The 18,304-nt window shown below is 41.5% G+C and carries 14 protein-coding genes; 12 read left to right on the forward strand and 2 right to left on the reverse strand.

What is annotated here, in order from left to right; all coding sequences use genetic code 11:
• Positions 1 to 282 precede the first annotated feature (282 nt).
• On the forward strand, positions 283 to 717 hold the full coding sequence (locus tag B7E11_RS29380) for a hypothetical protein (RefSeq protein WP_176220587.1): 435 nt from the start codon (positions 283 to 285) through the stop codon (positions 715 to 717).
• Positions 718 to 820: 103 nt separating this feature from the next.
• Here the strand turns inward: B7E11_RS29380 and B7E11_RS04545 are convergent, their stop codons facing one another.
• Both B7E11_RS04545 and B7E11_RS04550 read right to left on the reverse strand, forming a co-directional pair.
• Positions 821 to 1,516: a helix-turn-helix domain-containing protein gene (locus B7E11_RS04545; protein WP_245809617.1), complete on the reverse strand. Its 696-nt coding sequence runs from the start codon at positions 1,514 to 1,516 to the stop codon at positions 821 to 823.
• A 187-nt stretch (positions 1,517 to 1,703) separates the two neighbouring features.
• On the reverse strand, positions 1,704 to 1,964 hold the full coding sequence (locus tag B7E11_RS04550; RefSeq protein ID WP_080832419.1) for a helix-turn-helix domain-containing protein: 261 nt from the start codon (positions 1,962 to 1,964) through the stop codon (positions 1,704 to 1,706).
• 154 nt (positions 1,965 to 2,118) lie between these two features.
• Here B7E11_RS04550 and B7E11_RS04555 point away from each other — a divergent pair, with 154 nt between their 5' ends.
• From B7E11_RS04555 to B7E11_RS04600, 11 genes are all read left to right on the forward strand, one after another.
• Positions 2,119 to 3,345 carry an SHOCT domain-containing protein gene (locus B7E11_RS04555; protein ID WP_080832420.1) on the forward strand — a complete coding sequence of 409 codons (1,227 nt, stop codon included), beginning with the start codon at positions 2,119 to 2,121 and terminating at the stop codon, positions 3,343 to 3,345.
• Between the two features lie 64 nt (positions 3,346 to 3,409).
• A complete protein-coding gene (locus tag B7E11_RS04560; RefSeq protein WP_176220607.1) occupies positions 3,410 to 5,353 on the forward strand; it encodes a WG repeat-containing protein in 1,944 nt (647 codons plus the stop codon).
• An 84-nt stretch (positions 5,354 to 5,437) separates the two neighbouring features.
• On the forward strand, positions 5,438 to 7,531 hold the full coding sequence (locus tag B7E11_RS04565) for a WG repeat-containing protein (RefSeq protein ID WP_080832422.1): 2,094 nt from the start codon (positions 5,438 to 5,440) through the stop codon (positions 7,529 to 7,531).
• 36 nt (positions 7,532 to 7,567) lie between these two features.
• Positions 7,568 to 9,733 carry a WG repeat-containing protein gene (locus B7E11_RS04570; RefSeq protein ID WP_080832423.1) on the forward strand — a complete coding sequence of 722 codons (2,166 nt, stop codon included), beginning with the start codon at positions 7,568 to 7,570 and terminating at the stop codon, positions 9,731 to 9,733.
• Positions 9,734 to 9,838: 105 nt separating this feature from the next.
• Positions 9,839 to 10,351: a hypothetical protein gene (locus B7E11_RS04575; RefSeq protein WP_080832424.1), complete on the forward strand. Its 513-nt coding sequence runs from the start codon at positions 9,839 to 9,841 to the stop codon at positions 10,349 to 10,351.
• 673 nt (positions 10,352 to 11,024) lie between these two features.
• Positions 11,025 to 12,512, forward strand: a complete 1,488-nt coding sequence (locus B7E11_RS04580; protein WP_041049188.1) for an Eco57I restriction-modification methylase domain-containing protein — start codon at positions 11,025 to 11,027, stop codon at positions 12,510 to 12,512.
• A complete protein-coding gene (locus B7E11_RS04585; protein ID WP_197081083.1) occupies positions 12,509 to 13,456 on the forward strand; it encodes a BsuBI/PstI family type II restriction endonuclease in 948 nt (315 codons plus the stop codon). The genes B7E11_RS04580 and B7E11_RS04585 overlap by 4 nt, the downstream gene beginning before the upstream one ends.
• 371 nt (positions 13,457 to 13,827) lie before the next feature.
• Positions 13,828 to 15,588, forward strand: a complete 1,761-nt coding sequence (locus B7E11_RS04590; RefSeq protein ID WP_080832425.1) for a DNA primase family protein — start codon at positions 13,828 to 13,830, stop codon at positions 15,586 to 15,588.
• Positions 15,589 to 15,729: 141 nt separating this feature from the next.
• Entirely contained in the window at positions 15,730 to 16,002 is a 273-nt protein-coding gene (locus tag B7E11_RS04595) for a hypothetical protein (RefSeq protein WP_245809618.1), read from the forward strand.
• 338 nt (positions 16,003 to 16,340) lie between these two features.
• Positions 16,341 to 16,487 (forward strand): hypothetical protein, encoded by a 147-nt coding sequence (locus B7E11_RS29385; RefSeq protein WP_156158243.1) that lies wholly within the window; start codon positions 16,341 to 16,343, stop codon positions 16,485 to 16,487.
• Positions 16,488 to 16,629: 142 nt separating this feature from the next.
• The gene (locus B7E11_RS04600; RefSeq protein ID WP_080832426.1) at positions 16,630 to 18,210 is read left to right on the forward strand and encodes a recombinase family protein; all 1,581 of its coding nucleotides are present in this window, start codon (positions 16,630 to 16,632) and stop codon (positions 18,208 to 18,210) included.
• Positions 18,211 to 18,304 lie beyond the last annotated feature (94 nt).

Consider the following 18,304-nt stretch of genomic DNA (forward strand, 5'->3'; position numbering starts at 1 on the left):
CTTCAACCATCCCGAGTATTCCATGTTCGGTCACAGGGCTACCACTGATTTTTCGGCGGTAACCCTCTTCTGTTTGTGGGGGTATTCAAAATCCGCCGCAGGACAGCGCGGCGGCAACCATCATATTAGTCCATAGATTTAAGTTACCTATTTCATACCCATCAACTTCATGCTATGATACGGGTAACTTAAATCATAGAGGTGACGTTCATGCCCCGAGGGGGTAAACGAGAAGGCGCAGGTCGGAAAGCGATTGGAATTACGCGCAAGGTATCGCTCACGTTGTCCGAGGAAGAATGGGCCGAACTCGAAGCGTCTGGCAAGACATTATCGGCTTTCTTCCGCGATGTCATACGTCAGCCGCCGACAGTCTCGGAGCCAGAGCCGGTTAAAGAATCGGTTGCCTATGAGCGCCGCCATGTCGAAGAGCGTTGGGATATTTATTTACGTAACACCGAGCAGCAGCCATCGCCGGAAGTGATTGAGAAGGCAAAAGATGCCACGTTCTGTCTCTTGTTTCCAGACGGAGAGAATGTGGCGAAAGTCGAGACGAAAACACAGTATGTCTGTCCGTTCACGGGCAAACGGTTCGGTTCAATGGATGCTTTGGTTCGCGCCGCGATACCGTATCTGATTAAGAGTGCCGAAGCGGATCAGCATTGGAAAAACGCCAGTAAACAGCCGCGTTCCCCTCAGTATTTCGATCAGATTAGATAAAGGTTCCTTTTTTCAAAAGTCGTATATGCAGTATGGCATCCCCCTGTCTTGCCGCTCATGGGGGTATTTTAAAGCCGCCTTGCAATATGCGAAGGCGGCTCTACTATTTCTTTTCCTTAATCAGTTCATTGCCGTTGATGCCGAGAAGTTCATATGCCTGTTGAACCATATCACGGTCTTTGCCGAACAGTTGAAAAGACTTGTTATAAATTCCGCTGATCGCTGTAACGTGATTGAGATTTTGAACCATAAATTGGGAGTTGCACAGGACGGCAACTCTTTTCGAATAGTTCAATAATTTCTTTTGGAACTCGACCGCTTTCTCCGCAACCTCCGGCGAGTACACAGCCGGTTCCCCATCTGCAGCGAGCATGAATCTATGGTCGACCAGCAAGCTTATCTCCCCTCTGTCAAAGCCAGTACAAAGCCCAATCAGCGTTCTATCCATGTATGCCACATCTTGTGGGGTCAGAAGGCCTTTTACGGTAAAGGCCAGCACTCGTGTTTCAGGATCAAGATGGTACTTAAACCGTTCCTGAATCGGCTCCGTAAAGTCTTTTTGTTGATATGTGGGGGTTGCCGAGAACCTTTCCCCAGAAAACATATATTCAATTGAAACTGTCAGCGCGGCAGCGATCTTTTCGATATTCACCAGACTGACATTCCGTGCGCCGCGCTCAACATCCGTTATATATGTCCGATCAAGCCCGGCTCTGTGAGCCAGTGTTTCTTGTGACATTCCGCTACGCAGCCGCAGTTCGCGTACTCGTTGACCAAAATGATGGCGTATATCTTGCAAATCAATGACCTCCCGACAACGACCAATCTATATAAAAATATCGGCACAGTAGGTATGGGGATTTAGGTCTTGCTAAATGTCACTTAAAGTCCGTGGAAAATTATACTTCGTTCCACTACCCTTAGTCTCGAAACGCAAAAATCCGTCAGGAGATACCTGACGGATTTTCGAAGGTTTGCAAGTTAAGTCACTCTCTCCCCTTAGGGTTCTGCTTTTCGATCTCGCTCTCTAATAACTGGACAAACTGAGAAGGCTTGATCTTCAGTGCCGAACATAGTTCGAATATCTTGGTCATTGATGGTTCGTACTTACCAACTTCAATCATTGAGATATATGCGCGGTCAACCTCACATGCTCCAGCGAGATCTTCTTGGCTCATGCGTTGTTGTTTGCGGAGTTTTTTAAGTGTTTTAGCGATAATGGGTTTAAGCAGGTCTTTCTGGCTCAATGCAGTGTACCTCTTTTTACCCAATTATCAATTGTGTTATTATGGACATACCAGAAAGGATACTCAACAAAACAAGATTTTTTTGGTGCTTTATTTAAGTATATATCTTTGTCTACGCTTTTTAGTCATAAAACAAGAGAAAAGGGGAAGGAACATGACAACATCAAACTGGTTTGTTAACTTACTCGTTTTTACTGCTGTTATTACGTACATCATCGTTGAGCAGAAGCGAGGATTGAATTGGCGTAAATGGGCAGCTGAGAATTGGGGAACTCTTTCAAAAGGCGGATTGGTTGTCGCGGCGGTTTATCTGGTATTTTGGCCTATTTCATATAATTCTGAGGAACCGTACACCGCAGTCCATGTGTGGGGTATTATTGTCAGTTTTCTCATATTGCTATTATCGTTGTTCTTGATCTATCAGGCAAACTCTGAGAAAAGAAGGCCATTTATTGCAGGGATAATATTGGCAGACCGAGTGATTTCAATTGGTGCAATTATTCTGCACTCTTTGTTCGAGAGTCCTCCAACTGGCTACATATGGGGTGTAATGACGGGAGCTTCCGCTCTCTTTGTATTTCCTTTCTTCCTAGCCACACTGATTATTGTTGGCTTAACACTCTCAAAGAGAATCTCTTATAGTGCTTTGGGTGAAGTATCGATCCCTGAAAAATTGAAGGTCAAATTTGAAAAGGTTTTTGTTGAACCGACAGAGCAGTATATTGCTTCGCTCGGTAACGGATATATCGTTAATTTTCTATCTGGCAGTGGTCTTGAACGTGGGTTTTCCATTCTTAGTAGTAAAAGGGTCTATTTCAAAGGCCAATGTTTTTATCGCGAGAACAGTAAATTGAAGAGGTCATTTGAAGAACGGATCGTTGACCTTAAAGATATCACAGGCACGGGGTATACAAGATTTGATCCACTATATCTTTTTATTACAGCCGTTGTTCTATTCATCGCAGCTGCCATTTCATTAATGATCAAGAGTGAAGAATATAATTCGTGGAGAGTCACCTTCTTTATCATTACGTCTTTAGTTTCCTTGGTTTCTTTAATATCCTACTTACTGAAGCGCCGGGACTTATTTGAGATTTCGTTTGCTGGCGGTAAGATGGCGTTTGACGTCAATCTTTATGACAAATCGGAAATTGATGAGTTTCAGAAACAATTAAGAAGGGCGAAGGACATCGTAGTCGAATCCGCACCAATACATAAGGCTATCGATTCATCTCCAATCAAGCAAGAGACGGTAAATCCCTCCCCCATCGGATTTGCAGACGAGTTAAAGAAGTATGCCGAATTACTTCAGCAAAAATTGATTACCGAAGAAGAGTTTGCAGAGGTAAAGAAAAGACTCCTCTTCAACGACAGTAAATGAAATCAAACTGGATATGGTTCATTTACTATTCAAAATAATACACAAGAAAAGGAGCTACGATAACATGAGCAAAGGATTACAGAAGATCTCGGTTATGCTGGTTTTATCATTTATGCTTTCGGCGTTTACAACGTTTACCGCAGCAGCCGCGAGTGAGTCCAAAACAAACTCGACATCTCGATCCATTGGTTCTAGGGTTCAAACCATTCAATCGAAATTTGAAGATGCAGGCGCATTCTTCGGTAACGAAAATGCCGAAGTAGCTTTTGTCAAGTTAGGCGGAAAATGGGGGCTAATTGATAAATCAGGTCAGGTTATTGTTCAACCTGTTTATGATAGCTTCAAAGGGGCCAGCTCTACTGCAAAATTTGTTCAGCGCAATAAAAAATGGGGTTTAATTGGCTCTGACGGAAAAGAAATCGTACCTCCCAAATATGATTCTGTAGGCAGCGGTTTTTATGATGGACTTGCTGCAGTCAGTGTTGGTGGAAAATGGGGCTATATAGATGGAAAAGGAAATGAAGTCATTCCTCTCGTATTTGAGTTTGCCAGTGCCTTTGATGATGGAGTTGCTTTTGTCGGAGGCTACTGGGATCAATCTGATGTATTTATACAAAGCTTTATAGACACGTCTGGTACAACAGTAGCGTTGTTACCCAAAAATCTTAGCTATCCTTGGAACGTTGATGGAAATCAAATTTTTAACGAGGGGTTGTTATGGGTTGAATCTACAACATCCATAAACCCTTCTGAAAGCGCCAGTAGCGAATTACAGGGAGCGCATACTTCTGAAGGGACTAAGATCATAACGAAAACCGGCGTGGTTGACCCGAAAACCGGTGAGGTCATCTTAAATGCAGAATATGACGATCTGGTTTCGGACACGAGTTCACATTATTTCCAAGGTGGTTATGCTATCGTAGCCAAAGACGGTAAAAGAATGATTGTCAATAAGGAAGGTACAGTTATCAGCGACCTTCCGCAGTACAAGGACGCAGAGTTTATTTATGAGACTGGGTTCAACGAAGGGTATGCTGCGATTAGCGTTGATGGAAAATGGGGTTATATTGATACATCGGGCAAAGAGATCGTGGCTCCCAAGTACGATGAAGCTTTAAACTTCTCCAACGGGTTGGCAGCTATCAAAGTAAATAACCAGTGGGGTTTTATCGATAAGTCTGGTAAAGTTATCATCTCCCCACAATATGATGAAGTCGGTTATTTTTCGCCTGAAGGGTTTGCCTACGTAGTGAAGGGTGAAAAATACGGATTCATCGATAAAGCCGGAAAAGTCGTAACGCCAATCCAATATGATGGGGCATCCAACTATTATGATGGATATGCAGTAGTGGTTGAAGGGAAAAAGATGGGATTGATCGACAAATCAGGGCAAGTCATTGTAAAGCCGCAGTACGACTCGATATACACATTTGGAGGCAGTGACCGCTCTGACTTATATTTCGCACGTCAGGTAACCGACTTTAGTAAAAAGCTTTTCGTGAAAGGGTTCGCAACTGTAAAGCTTGATGGGAAATGGGGGTTCATCTCTATTCAGGAGTCTGCTTCCTCCCCATCCTTATCTGCAACGCCAACAGCTTCCAAAGTCTTAATCAACGGCAAGGAAGTTTCATTCGAAGCTTACAACATTGGCGGAAACAACTACTTCAAACTGCGTGATCTCGCCGCGGCGCTGAACGGATCGAAGAAAAGCTTCGAGGTTAAGTGGGACGGTGCAAAAAATGCGATCAGTCTGGAGTCTGGTAAAGTCTACACGCCGGTTGGCGGTGAGCTTCAGGTTTCGGGTAAATCGACGGCACAAACAGCGACAGCCACGGACTCCAAGATTTATCTTGACGGCAAAGAGGTTCAACTTACAGCGTACAACATCGGAGGTAATAACTACTTCAAGTTGAGAGATATCGGCAAGTTATTTGATTTCGGGGTTACTTGGAATGGAAAAGCCAATACAATCGAGGTTGATACGTCTGCAAGTTATAAAGACGAGTAAGTCGGCATTTATAAAAGAAGGTCGAGGGCAGATGTTCTCGACCTTTGGTACGTGCAGCCTTTGCTGGAGGAGGAGAAGCTGGAGATGATCAAACGAGTAATAAGTGTTCTAGTTGCATTGGTTCTTTTTTTGGCTCAATTATTTAGTGTTTCTTCGGTTCATGCACATGGAGACGGTTATATTGCTGGTGAACCTCGATACGCTATTAAACCGATGTTTGAAGATATGAAGAGTCGTGATGGCAGCTCGTTTTATGCTGGTACACTAGCCTTTAGTGATGGAGTAGCATTTGTTGATTATCAGTTCATTGATAAATCAGGGAAAGTGAAATTCAAATATCCGGGTTCCTCTGTCTTAGGTTATCCTGCGTTTAAGGATGGTCTTTTGATTGTTGAATCTGTGCATGGTGTTTTGAATAACGATGGTAATGTTGTAGTCAAACCTTACTATTATGATGATGTCGAACGAATTGATATAGGAATACTGGGGACGGGGTATGTAGAAGGCGTATTAATGGTGAAAAAGAATGGAATGTACGGATTAATTAGCCGTACTGGTGAGGAGATTGTAAAACCGCAATATGAAGAAATTGAACCCGTCAAGGTATATGTTGCTGAAGGCGCTTCTACTCATGCTGATAATATTTACACAGTCGGGTTTGTAAAAGTCAAGTTGAATGGAAAGTACGGGTTGCGTGATCTTAGCGGCAAAAATATTGTTTCACCACAATATGATGATATCAGCGTATATCCTAATTCTGTCGGTAACAACAAAAGGTTCATGGTTAAAGTCAAGTTGAATGGAGTGTACGGCCTTTTCGATACTACAGGAAAGGAAGTCGTTGCTCCGAAATACAGAGAAATTGGTTTCTACTCTGACGGCTTGGCACCAGTACTCAAAGACGGAAAGTATGGCTATATTGACCAGAATGGTGCGGAAGTAGTTAAGCCACATTATGATTTTGCAAAAGAATTCTCCGGCGGTTATGCAGGAGTGAAAATAGATGGTAAATGGGGGTACATAGATCAAACCGGGAAAGAAGTCGTGAAACCGCAGTATAGCCCTGATGATTTCATCAAAAACGATCCAAGTCGCATTAAAGATCCAAAGGATACTGAACCTACTGAGCCAGAGAGACTTATAGAAAAAGACGGAAAGTATAGTATGATTGATCGAACCGGCAGAGAAATCATTCTTAATTACGAGCATGTCGATTACATGGGAAAAAACATGTATGTAATTCGTAGCAACAAGAAATATGGGCTAGTTGATAAGAAGACTGGTAAAGAAATTGTGAACCCTCGATACGATAAAATTAATGTAGTTACGGATACTCTGTTTTCTGTAGTCAAAGACGGGAAACAGGGATTTGTAGACTCGACGGGCAAAGAAGTTGTCCACCCACAATACGACATATTTGATCAACCAGTATTTCAAGCTGTTTCTACTGGAAGAGAAGGTTTGATACTGGTTACAAAAAATGGTAAGTTTGGCCTTATAGACTTTTCTGGTAATGAAGTTATCAAGCCACAATTCGATTATATTAACAAATTCAGTGAAGGGGTCGCAGCCGTAGAAAAAGACGGTTTATGGGGGTTTATATATGATCCTTTGGACATCCCTTCGGACTGGGCAAAACCGGAAATTGAAGTTGCTTATTCCCTGAATCTTATTCCTGAACAGTTCAATTATGGTTTTACCAGTAACATAAACCGTGTCGACTTTAGCAGATTAATCGTCAATCTTATTGAGGTTAAGAAACAGAAAAGCATTTCAGAAGTGCTTACGGATCAGAACAGAGTGCTGGCTACAAATGCTTTTAACGACACCAACGACCCCACTATTCTCGCCGCTTACTCTCTCGGAATCGTTGGCGGTAAAGGAAACGGCATCTTCGATCCTAATGGTGATATAACCCGTCAAGAAGCCGCTGTGATGCTGGCCAGAACATCCAAAGTATTAGGAATCGACAATGATGGCGGAAACGTAACTTATGCTGACGACGATGAAATTGCAGGTTGGGCAAAAGATTCGGTGTCACTTGTTTCCACCATCGAGGATAAAACGAATCAGAGTCCGGTGATGGGCAGCACGGGTAATAATAACTTTAGTCCGAAGGCCAGTTATACGAAGCAACAGGCGTTTATTACGATGAAAAGGCTGTTTAATGCCATATAAAGACTTGAATCGATAAGTTTGAGGAGGACACTTTTAATGCAAATTATCCGCTTCTCGAGGGTTGGATTAACTTTGATAGTTTGTTTGCTGTGTACAGTGCTGTCAAGTCCCTTCACTATGGCACAGGAAAACAATCAAGCACCGACAAGTTCAAATACAGCCCCATTTGTTTGGTTGCTGAAACCTCAATTAGCTTACACATACGTTCTCTCTTTGTCAGATGGCCTTGCAGTGACGAACCGTGGAGGCTATTTTAACATAATAAAGGGGTATGTCGATGGAGGAAAATTTGGGTATGTGAGCAAAACGGGACAAGAAGTGGTCGCTCCAATCTACTCCGATGCTAGAGGCTTTTCTGAGGGACTAGCCGCTGTTCGAAATGAGGAGAAAAAATGGGGCTTTATAGATAAAAAGGGAAACAGAATCATCCCCTTCGAATATGAAGATGTAGAACCCTTTTCCAATGGCCTTTCTTGGGTAAAGAAAGATGGAAAATGGGGGTATATCGACAAAAAAGGGAACAATGTTCTTCCTTTTAAGTATGCTGAGAAGAAGGATATTACGAACCAACTTGTACAACTAATCGTCAAGGCAGATTACAGCCAAGGAGTTTATAATAAAGTCCGTAGAACATTCATCATTAAAGAGGATACCTATGACGATATTCAATATGGTGACGGTTTATTTGAGGTTAGAAAGAACGGGAAAAACAGTTATGTAAATATGAGTGGCCAAGTAGTTATCCCTTACTCTTCACTGAAAGATCGATTAATTGACGGCCCTTTTCATGACGGAATGGCACAACTTCGAGAAGAAAGCAAAGCAGACGACTATTGGAGATTAGGATTCATCGATAAAAGCGGCAAGACTGTGATCCCTCCAAAATATCGGAAGGTTGGTACTTATTTCTCCGAAGGTGTTATTGCGGTATCCGAAAATTGGGATCGTACAACTCAATCAGGTACTTTCCGTTTAATAGATAAAACAGGCAAAGACGTTTTAGGAAGAGATTTGGGTATTTTTTCTGATGTTTTTCCATTTTATAACGGTCTTGCTGTAGTCCAAAGGTATGATGCGCAGAAAAAGAGTTACCTTCAGGGGTTGATTGATAAAACAGGGAAGCTGATCATACCTGTTGAATATGACTCTGTCGACTATGTCAAGTTTTATTATGATTTGAGTGATGGTACGGTAAAGTATCAACCGTATCCGAACGGTATTATCTTAATCAAAAAACTAGCAGATCCAAAGTACAAAAGATATTATACTGGCATAGCTGATGCTAACGGCAATGTGCTCTTGGAACCCGATAAATATAAAGGAAGAGTTGTTCCGTATTCTTATGATTCTGTAGCACAAATTTTGGCAGAAAACGCCTTCATGTTAATTAATATTCATACAGGGCAAGAAGAAATGTTTGCGTTTTACAAATGGATATCTAATGAGTACTCTATTATTGCAAAACGTGCTGAATATTCACCAACAGGTGAGCCGGATCATAAATTTTACTTTTATGATTCAAAAGGTACTCGGATATTTCCGTTATCAAATGAGGAGTACTTCTCAGATGCTTATGTTTCTCCTGAAGGAATAACTGTCGAACAGAACGGCAAATGGGGTATTCTATCGAACCCGAATGATACTCCATCCGATTGGGCGAAGCCGGAAGTTGAAAAGGCGTTTTCGCTTAACCTTATTCCCGACGAGATGAAGTCTGGCTATATCAGCAACATTTCCCGAGCCGACTTCAGCAAGTTGATTGTCCATCTCTTGGAGGTCAAAACTGGCAAAACAGTCGCTACTTTATTGGCCGAGAAAAACAAAAAGATTGATTCATCAGCTTTCAGTGACACAAGTGATCCTGACATTCTGGCTGCTTACTCTCTCGGTATCGTAGGCGGAAAAGGAAACGGGGTATTCGATCTGGATGGGGACATCACTCGCCAAGAAGCCGCTGTTATGTTAGCGAGAACCGCCAACATATTAGGAATCAGTCCTACAAACAGTCCTCTGAGTTTTACGGACAACAACGACATAGCAAGCTGGGCGAAGGGATCTGTATCGGCGGTAACCTCTATCAAGGATAAAACAAATCAGAGTCCGGTTATGGGCAGTATCGGCAACAATAATTTTAGCCCAAAGGCTAGTTATACAAAGCAACAGGCTTTCATTACTTTGAAAAGGCTTTTTAATGCGTTATAGAAGTGTATTATATCTGATCAGGGATCGAGAACTTTTGTTTTCGATTCCCCGATCATATGAGATAATGTATTTTATTACAGTCATTTAATGGCAGGAGGAATACATATGCAAGCTAACCAAAAGAACAGGAACACAGATCGTAGTAACCAGTACGCTGAGGACTTGATGAAGGCAGTCAGTATGGATATTTCTGTTATTACCGCTTTCCGTCAAGGTCGAATCCTTAAAAGTGACAGCCTTCTCAACGGAGATTATGAAGAACTTAATGATGAAGATCTCAAAGTAGTTGAGCAATTGAAAGGGTGGAACAATCAAGTCTACCATGTGTTAAAGGGTATTGTGAACGTAGCAGGAGCCAGGGCAGTATTGAATGGAGTAGAGTCATTGGTCAGTACTGGAGTGAATTTGTGGGAATCCACCAGTTATTTATGTGTACCTATCGATTTCGCTAAGGAATTCGGTGTCGACGATGAAGAGATTATTCAAGAATCTATTGATCATTACTTAAAAATGGCGAAAAAAGGTTATCTTTTTTCGTATACAGTAGTCGATGGCGTGGGCGACATGGGTGATATCGTTGTCACTTCTGAAAATGGAAAGCTCAAGCGTATCGGGTAAATGGTTTTATCAGTCGGGGGTTGATCTTCGCGTCCTGCGAACTCAAGCGTAGGCCGAAGTCCTCTCGGCTGACCACGTTCGATGGTGATCCAGCCGACTTTGAGTGGCTTCCTCCTTCCGATTAGTCTGGTAATTATGGGGGCATCGGGGGCATGGTTTTTTGCAAACTGATACCGAATAATATTGTCTTTGAATGCATCGACAGTATCTCCACATGTCGGGCAATCCGGTGAGGGGTTATCTTTGATTGGAGAACCCGCATAAAAGCCACGAGGTTAAACAATTCGCCTGCCACAATACATGGCTAACTCTCATGTTTCGATTAAAAATTGCACTTATGCCCTGAGGGTATGACTGTTGAACGGTCATTCCGATACATAAGTGCTCTTTTATTTTGTCATCAATGAAGTTGGTGACTAAAATTTGCCGCGGCGGTTACTTGGGGGCAACGGGGGCATGGGTTTTGAAGAATTCTCATTCTCACTCAGAAATCAATATCTTGCTTCCTCTCTCCTATGTTGATAAAATAGTACTTGTCCGAAAGCATCGGCAATCCTCGTCGGGAAGCACCCACGAGGATTTTTATTTGGGTCAAAGTCAACATACTATTTGAAGGCGGCTAACCTTTCATATTAAAATAAAGAGATACATTCTGCAAGCAAGAGGTGCAAACATGACGCAAATTCTTGAGTCCGTAGATAAAGAACGATTAGCAGTGAACCCGTTACTGAAGAACAAATCCGAATTAGGGCAGTTTTTAACTCCTTCGAGTGTCGCAAAGTTTATGGCTTCACTATTCGACAAAAAGTTGATGTCAGACCCTAAAATCCTTGATGCAGGTGCTGGTATTGGTTCATTAACAAGCGCATTCTTGGAGCGTATTGTATCGGAAAACCTCAGTGATCGGGCTTCTGTGACTGTCGTTGAGATAGATGAAGTTTTAAGATCTCGGCTTATAAGGACGCTAGGTTTATTCGAGAATAAGCTTAAGCTTGATAAGCAGATTATAACAGAGGATTTTATTGAATGGGCTACAAACGCTCTTCTTGACGAGAATAGCTTACTGGCTAGTTCAAAAATCCGCTTTTCCCATGCTATTTTGAATCCGCCTTATAAGAAAATAGCTAGTTCATCTCGACATCGTAAGTTATTGCGCGGCGTCGGAATTGAAACAGTGAATTTATACTCTGCTTTCGTCGCACTGACAATTGAGTTGATGGAAGAACACGGCCAGATCGTTGCTATTATTCCACGAAGTTTTTGCAACGGCCCTTACTTTCGTCCTTTTCGGCAGCTGCTTCTTGAAAAAACTGCAATAAAGCACGTGCACTTATTTGACTCTAGAGACAAGGCTTTCAAGGACGATGAAGTTTTGCAGGAAAACGTTATAATGCTACTTGAGCGGGGGGCAAGTCAAACCGAAGTCAAAGTGACTACATCTCGAGATGACAGTTTTGCTGATTACGAAGAAAACTGCTATCCCTTTGAAAAGATCGTTCAACCGAATGATTCGGAACTCTTTATTCATATTCCTACATCAAATGATCTTAGTTTTATCGAGCGATTTCCTTCTGTACATTATTCACTAAAAGAAATCGGCGTAGAGGTTTCTACAGGGCCAGTAGTTGATTTTCGTGTAAAAGGACATTTGCGCAATATGCCCGAAGAAGGAACTGTCCCCCTCTTCTACCCAAATCATTTTGTCGGTACATCGATAGAATGGCCAAAGGTAATGAAGAAGCCAAATGCGGTCTTTGTAGATGATACGATGAAAAAGTGGCTCTATCCAAACGGGTATTACACTGTGGTAAAGAGATTTTCGTCTAAGGAAGAAAAACGCCGGATTGTGGCAGGGGTATTAACTCCCGAAAGCATTAACTATTCAGAGGTTGGGTTTGAAAACGGACTTAATGTCATCCATTATAAAAAACAAGGGATACCTGCTGAACTGGCGTTTGGTTTGTACGCATATTTAAACTCTACTGAAGTGGATAGGTATTTTAGAGTTTTTAATGGGCACACCCAGGTTAATGCAACTGATCTTCGTACAATGAAATATCCTAGCAGGGAGAAGCTAGAAAAGTTTGGTAGATGGGTAATGGCCAACTCTGATAAAATAGGACAAGAAGAAATTGATCAGAAGTTGGAGGAGATTCTGTGACAGAGGGCATTCATCCCAATCTTGAAGGAGCACTGGAGATACTCAAAGCTCTTGGCTTACCAAGAGCGCAATTAAACGAGCGTTCGGCACTTTGCCTTTTGGCCATATTGAATCTGACACCGGATAAATCATGGTCACAGGCAGAAAACCCGTTAATCGGCATCACACCAATGATGGAGTTTAGCCGAGTACATTACGGTAAAGAATACGCGCCGAATACTCGGGAAACCTTCAGGCGGCAGACAATGCATCAGTTTATCGAAGCTGGTATCTCGTTGTACAATCCTGACAAACCGACCCGTCCTGTTAATAGTCCTAAAGCTGTGTATCAGATTGAACCCGAGGCATTAAAGTTAATACGGAAATACGGAACTTCTCAATGGGAGCCAGCTTTAGAGGCGTATCTTGCAACCAGAGAAACACTTGTCGAAAGATATGCCAAGGAAAGAGAGCAGAACCGACTGCCTGTACAAATTGCTCCCGGTAAGCAGATTCATATTAGCCAAGGTGAACATAGTGAGTTGATCAAGGCGATCATCGAGGATTTCGCCGCGCGTTATGTGCCTGGGGGGATTCTTATATATGCTGGAGATACCGGCGATAAGTGGGGATATTTCGATGAGGAATTATTAAGTCGTCTTGGAGTGCGAGTTAACTCTAAGGGTAAGATGCCAGATGTAATTCTTTATTATCCTGAGAAGGACTGGTTGTTGCTGATAGAGTCTGTGACAAGCCACGGGCCGGTTGACGGAAAACGTCATGATGAATTAGCGCGGCTGTTTAAAGATTCTTCTGCCGGTATTGTTTATGTGACAGCCTTCCCGAACCGTGCAGTAATGGCTCGGTATCTAAGTGTCATTGCTTGGGAAACTGAGGTATGGGTTGCCGACGCTCCCTCCCACCTTATTCATTTTAATGGGGTTAGGTTTTTAGGGCCATATTAACTTTCCACTTGAATTTGAATATTCAACTTAACTTTGAGCTACAGTAGGCGGTCCAAAAATTTCACACCTATTTTGTAAAGCACGACTGTTTTATCGGTCTACGCTTTACAAAATAGGTGTTTTTTGTTTTCAGCGATGGATTTAGAGCGCTGCAGAAATTTATCCAAGACTGCAGTTTCATCTGCAGAAAGATAACTGTTTGTATCTGATCAGAAAGGGGGGCCGTCTGCCTAGTAATCCACGTTGGTTCGCATTTCTTTGAAAACTGAATACGAAGCCTTATTTGGAAATTTTTTCACTCGTCCCAAGTCGTCGTCTGTCAAGCAACATCTTCTAATGGCTATAAAAATTACGTGAAGGGTGAGGTTACTATGAACACTAATCAATCCATCGTGAGCTTTGTTCAGGAAAATTGTGTAAATGTGGTTGCTGGCGAAGACATCAATTACATTAAGGCGAAAGACGCTTTACTTCAATGCGTAATTGAACATGCTTCCGATCTATCTGAGGAGTCCATCGAATTGTTGGCATCTGACCTTGTTAAATTACGAGAAGATGGTGAAGTACTTTTGAAACAGATCTTATTCCGCTTGAAAAAAGAAAACAAATTGACGAAACTAGCGGATTCTTTAGCAGCTGCATATTATCACAAAAAATCAATGTTCTCCCTTCTACCAGCTGGTTTTGCTATACTGGAGAGATTTGGTTATCCGAGCGGTTTCTTTAATGCTGTTGAAGGCCCAGATCTTGCGCAAGTTAGGGCTGTTAGATGGAGAAATAGAGGGTTATCGCTTGATAAAAAAGGTGAACCAAAGATTAATCCTAATATCTTTGCTTCGCATGTACTTAGGAGGATGACCCTCGTTCAACATGAGAGCGGCCAGTTTTTCGTTTACAGTAAGAAGGGGATTTTTTTTGCAATCTCTGATCTGGTTATTAAGGCGGTGTGTCGAAACATCATAAATGAAGCTGAACCCAACCTCTGGCGCAGGAAGTTGGAAAAGGAGTATTTCGAGGCATTGAAACTTGAAATCCCTATTGTAAAGTCTATGAACCCTGAAAAGGGGTTTGTGAATCTAACAAACGGCATGCTCAATTTGTACAAAATGGAATTGATTGAGCACAGTCCGAAATTCCTGTCTACTATTCAAGTCCCGTTCGACTACAACCCTGATGCCGAATGTCCAACCTTCATGCGGTTTCTCGAAGATGTATTTGAAGGCGACCAAGAACGCATTATGCTGATTCAAGAAATTTTGGGCTATTTATTCCTGCCCGACGTAAAGATTCAGAAGGCTTTCTTTTTCGTAGGGCTTGGGTCAAACGGAAAGAGCGTTTTAGCTGAGGTTATTCGGAACTTGGTTGGCCATGAAAATGTTTCGAATGTTTCGCTAACTGAAATGGGTGGGCGTTTTGGAATGCAAGATTTACCAGGGAAACTTGTGTGCATGTCAACAGAGAACGAATTTTCAGGAAAGTTTAAAACCCAGAAGTTCAAAAATGTGACAGGCAGTGATTCACAATATATTGATGTGAAGTTTAATAAACCAATTAATGCAGTTTTGTCGGCAAAAGTTGTCATCTTACTAAATCGCATGATGGACACAGAAGATTTATCACATGGCTTTTTTCGAAGATTACAAATCATTCCGTTTAACAAAAGATACGAAGAGTTGAAAGCCGGTCAAATTCGTGAAGAAGGCGTAAGTTACGCAGATAAGAACTTAGTTGGTAAAATTCTTAGCGAAATGCCTGGAATTCTACGTTTTGCAATGGAGGGGTTGACTCGGTTAATCGAAAATCAGTTCAATCTGACCGAGAGTAAAGTTTGTGAGAAAGCTTTGCAGGATTACAAGGCAAAACAAAATCCTGTTGTTGAGTACTTTCATTCTCGCATTGAAGCTGGGGTGATAATCGTCGATCCGAGTGCAACAACACGCCGCTCGAATTTCAAAAAAGACTTTGACGAGTGGGCGCGTGATAATGACTACAATGAGCTGACATCAATCAATAGTAGTACTTTTTTAGAATTATTCAGAAAAGTTTTGTATGAAAAGAATATTACCTTCGAAGAACCAAAGCATCATGGAGAGTTTGTGATAAAGGGCTTGCGACTCTGCGGATACCTTTAATCAGGGGCATTGGGGGCAAGGGTTTTCAAAAATCTTTATTCATATGCGCCCCTGCCCCCCCCCCATTTTTTCTTTAGATGTCGCGAAATAGTTCATGTGGTAATATTGAATTAGACTTTCTAATTCAAAGGAGGAACTTTTTTGGAGCTTCCATCTATAAATCAGATCCAAGTGTTTTATAACAAGGAAAAATTCTTACAAGAATACTTCATCTCGAAGAATAGGCGTCCGGTATATCCATTACCCAAGCGCGGCGGTAAACGAGCAGGAGCAGGACGAAAATCACTTGGTGTCAAGAAGCCGGTGTCAATCACACTTCCTGATGAAGTGTGGAATGAAATCGACAATCTAATTCAAAGAGGGGACTATAGGAGTTATGCTGATTATTTTAGAAGCTTAGCGCTTAAAAAATGACTGCTTGATTGGCAGTTAACATTATTTTTAGCACCTTTGCAATGGATATTGACTACCACATGGTCAATCCAATGCTTAGGTGCTATTTATTTTTGTGTTTTATGTAGTTGAAATACGGATGCTCAGTAGCGCGGATAATGAAGTTATTTAGCCCTTAAGGGGGTATTTTGGACTTAAAGCTTGTATATTAGATCATTGAGGATGGATTTGGACAAAATCATTAGCAATATTTTTTGATCAGTAACGCAGTTGAAAATTTCATTTCTCATAATGCGACTCATCTAAAGCACAGAAGGCATGGGTCAATCCCAAATTTGCGATGTATGGGGATGATAAGCATGCCTTCAGTATTTGATAAGCTCGTAAAAACGGAAGAAGAAATCAAACAAGATGTAATCAGTGACTTTACATCTGCGCTTTTAAGTGAGATCCAAAAGCTGGTTGAAAAATACGGAAAAGAGGGTCTGAAAGAGATGTTAAAATAAGTTCAAACCCTTTGAAAGGTGATAACCGCGCTGGCATCAAATATTTCGATGCTGGCGCTTTTCTTTTTATTATCGGCTACAAACACACTATGACACCTTATGTGTTTTGCATGGTATAGTTATTTTGTTGGGAGGTGGCTGCATGAGTGATAGAAAAACGGCTGTCGGCTATATTCGCGTATCAACAGACGAACAGGTACGGGAAGGCTATAGCTTAGACAATCAGATCAAAGAAATCGAGAAAAAATGCGAGCGCGAAGAATGGGAACTTCTGAAAATCTTTGATGATAAGGGTGTATCTGGAGCTTTGTTAGAGCAACGAACTGGCTTAAAGTCGATGCTAAAATTCATCAAAGAGAGGAAGGTTAATTATTTAGTCATTTATAAGATGAGTAGGTTAAGCCGTAAAATCTTCGATATAGTGAATATCGCTGAGTTTTTGGAAAAGAATAGCACCTATCTTATCTCTGTAGAAGATAAGATCGACACATCAAATCCTATGGGGAAATATTTTTTGGTCTTTTCCTCCATCATTGCTGACATGGAGAGAGAAAACATCATTGTTCAGGTAAAGGGCGGGATGTCTCAAAAAGCAAGACAAGGAGAATGGAATGGTGGAGAACCGCCATTAGGCTATGATCTTGTTGACAAAAAATTGGTTATAAATGTTGAGGAAGCCGAGATCGTGAAGTTAATCTATTCAGAGTATCTTAAAGGAAGTGCATATTTGGCGATAGCTGAGATGTTAAACCAGCGTACTATTAAAACCAAAAAAGGTAAAAATTTTAGCGGTACAAGCGTAAAGGGCATTTTGCAAAACCCGACATACACCGGGAAAATAAGGTGGGGTCACCGAAAAGACTGGGGAAAGCGGCATGAAGACAATAAACGTAAAAGGCAATATGATGACAATCCCATTATAAGCAAAGGGATACACGAAGCAATTATTGACGAAGAGTCGTTTAATAAGGTGCAGGAAATGATTAACAGCAATCCGCGCCGTAATATGAAGAGGTTTGACGGCAAGCATTTATTAAGTGGATTGCTGAGATGTCCTGCATGTGGTTATGGTATGTCTTATCAACCTGCTACAAGTAAAGGTAAAGAGTATGGATATTACATATGTAACCAATACATGAATCTCAAGACCTGCAAGCCAAATGGGGTTCGAAAAGACCTTATTGAGGAAGAGTTTTTAACCATATTCGAACAGATCGTTAACGAACCGGATTTTAAAGCGAAAATGATGTCATCTTTGAATAATTCCGATGAACAAATTAAGGAGTTAGAGCGGAGCGTCAAGCGTAAGGAAAGCGAAATTAGTATATTGAAAGGTAAGCAAGACAAACTGTTCGATGAGTTGACCGAAGGGAATGAGGCGTATCGGTCAGAAGTTCGAATTAAAATCCAAGAGAATCTGGATAAGATCGCAGCATTTCAAGAAGAGATTAGCGCTACGCGGGAAGAAATAAGAAATCTTAGGGGAAGTCGTTTAGACCTTGATGAGATAGTTGAGCTATTCGAGAACGTTGGAAAAGTAATTCGCTTATTAGATAAAGAAGCCCAGCAAACGCTGGTTAGAAAGCTGATAAGCAGCATTAAAATCGAGAATAAACACATCGCAGAGGTACATTTCAGTTTTCAGCAAAGTTTTAGGATTGGGGGTGGTACGGGGAACCGTATCACAAATAGTGGTAAAACAAAGAGTAGAAATTGTGCTTGAAAATCAGTGGTTAGATAAGTTATTTACTAACATAAAATAAGGAATAAGAGAAGATTAAACATTGAAAAAGCCTCCGGTATACACCAAAGGCTTA

Source organism: Cohnella massiliensis, assembly GCF_900169535.1.
Taxonomy (GTDB): domain Bacteria; phylum Bacillota; class Bacilli; order Paenibacillales; family Paenibacillaceae; genus Cohnella; species Cohnella algarum.

Coding starts and splice junctions, on each gene's coding strand:
- B7E11_RS04555 (WP_080832420.1), top strand. CDS start 2,119: ATGACAACATCAAACTGGTTTGTTAACTTACTCGTTTTTACTGCTGTT.
- B7E11_RS04560 (WP_176220607.1), top strand. CDS start 3,410: ATGAGCAAAGGATTACAGAAGATCTCGGTTATGCTGGTTTTATCATTT.
- B7E11_RS04565 (WP_080832422.1), top strand. CDS start 5,438: ATGATCAAACGAGTAATAAGTGTTCTAGTTGCATTGGTTCTTTTTTTG.
- B7E11_RS04570 (WP_080832423.1), top strand. CDS start 7,568: ATGCAAATTATCCGCTTCTCGAGGGTTGGATTAACTTTGATAGTTTGT.
- B7E11_RS04575 (WP_080832424.1), top strand. CDS start 9,839: ATGCAAGCTAACCAAAAGAACAGGAACACAGATCGTAGTAACCAGTAC.
- B7E11_RS04580 (WP_041049188.1), top strand. CDS start 11,025: ATGACGCAAATTCTTGAGTCCGTAGATAAAGAACGATTAGCAGTGAAC.
- B7E11_RS04590 (WP_080832425.1), top strand. CDS start 13,828: ATGAACACTAATCAATCCATCGTGAGCTTTGTTCAGGAAAATTGTGTA.
- B7E11_RS29385 (WP_156158243.1), top strand. CDS start 16,341: ATGCCTTCAGTATTTGATAAGCTCGTAAAAACGGAAGAAGAAATCAAA.
- B7E11_RS04600 (WP_080832426.1), top strand. CDS start 16,630: ATGAGTGATAGAAAAACGGCTGTCGGCTATATTCGCGTATCAACAGAC.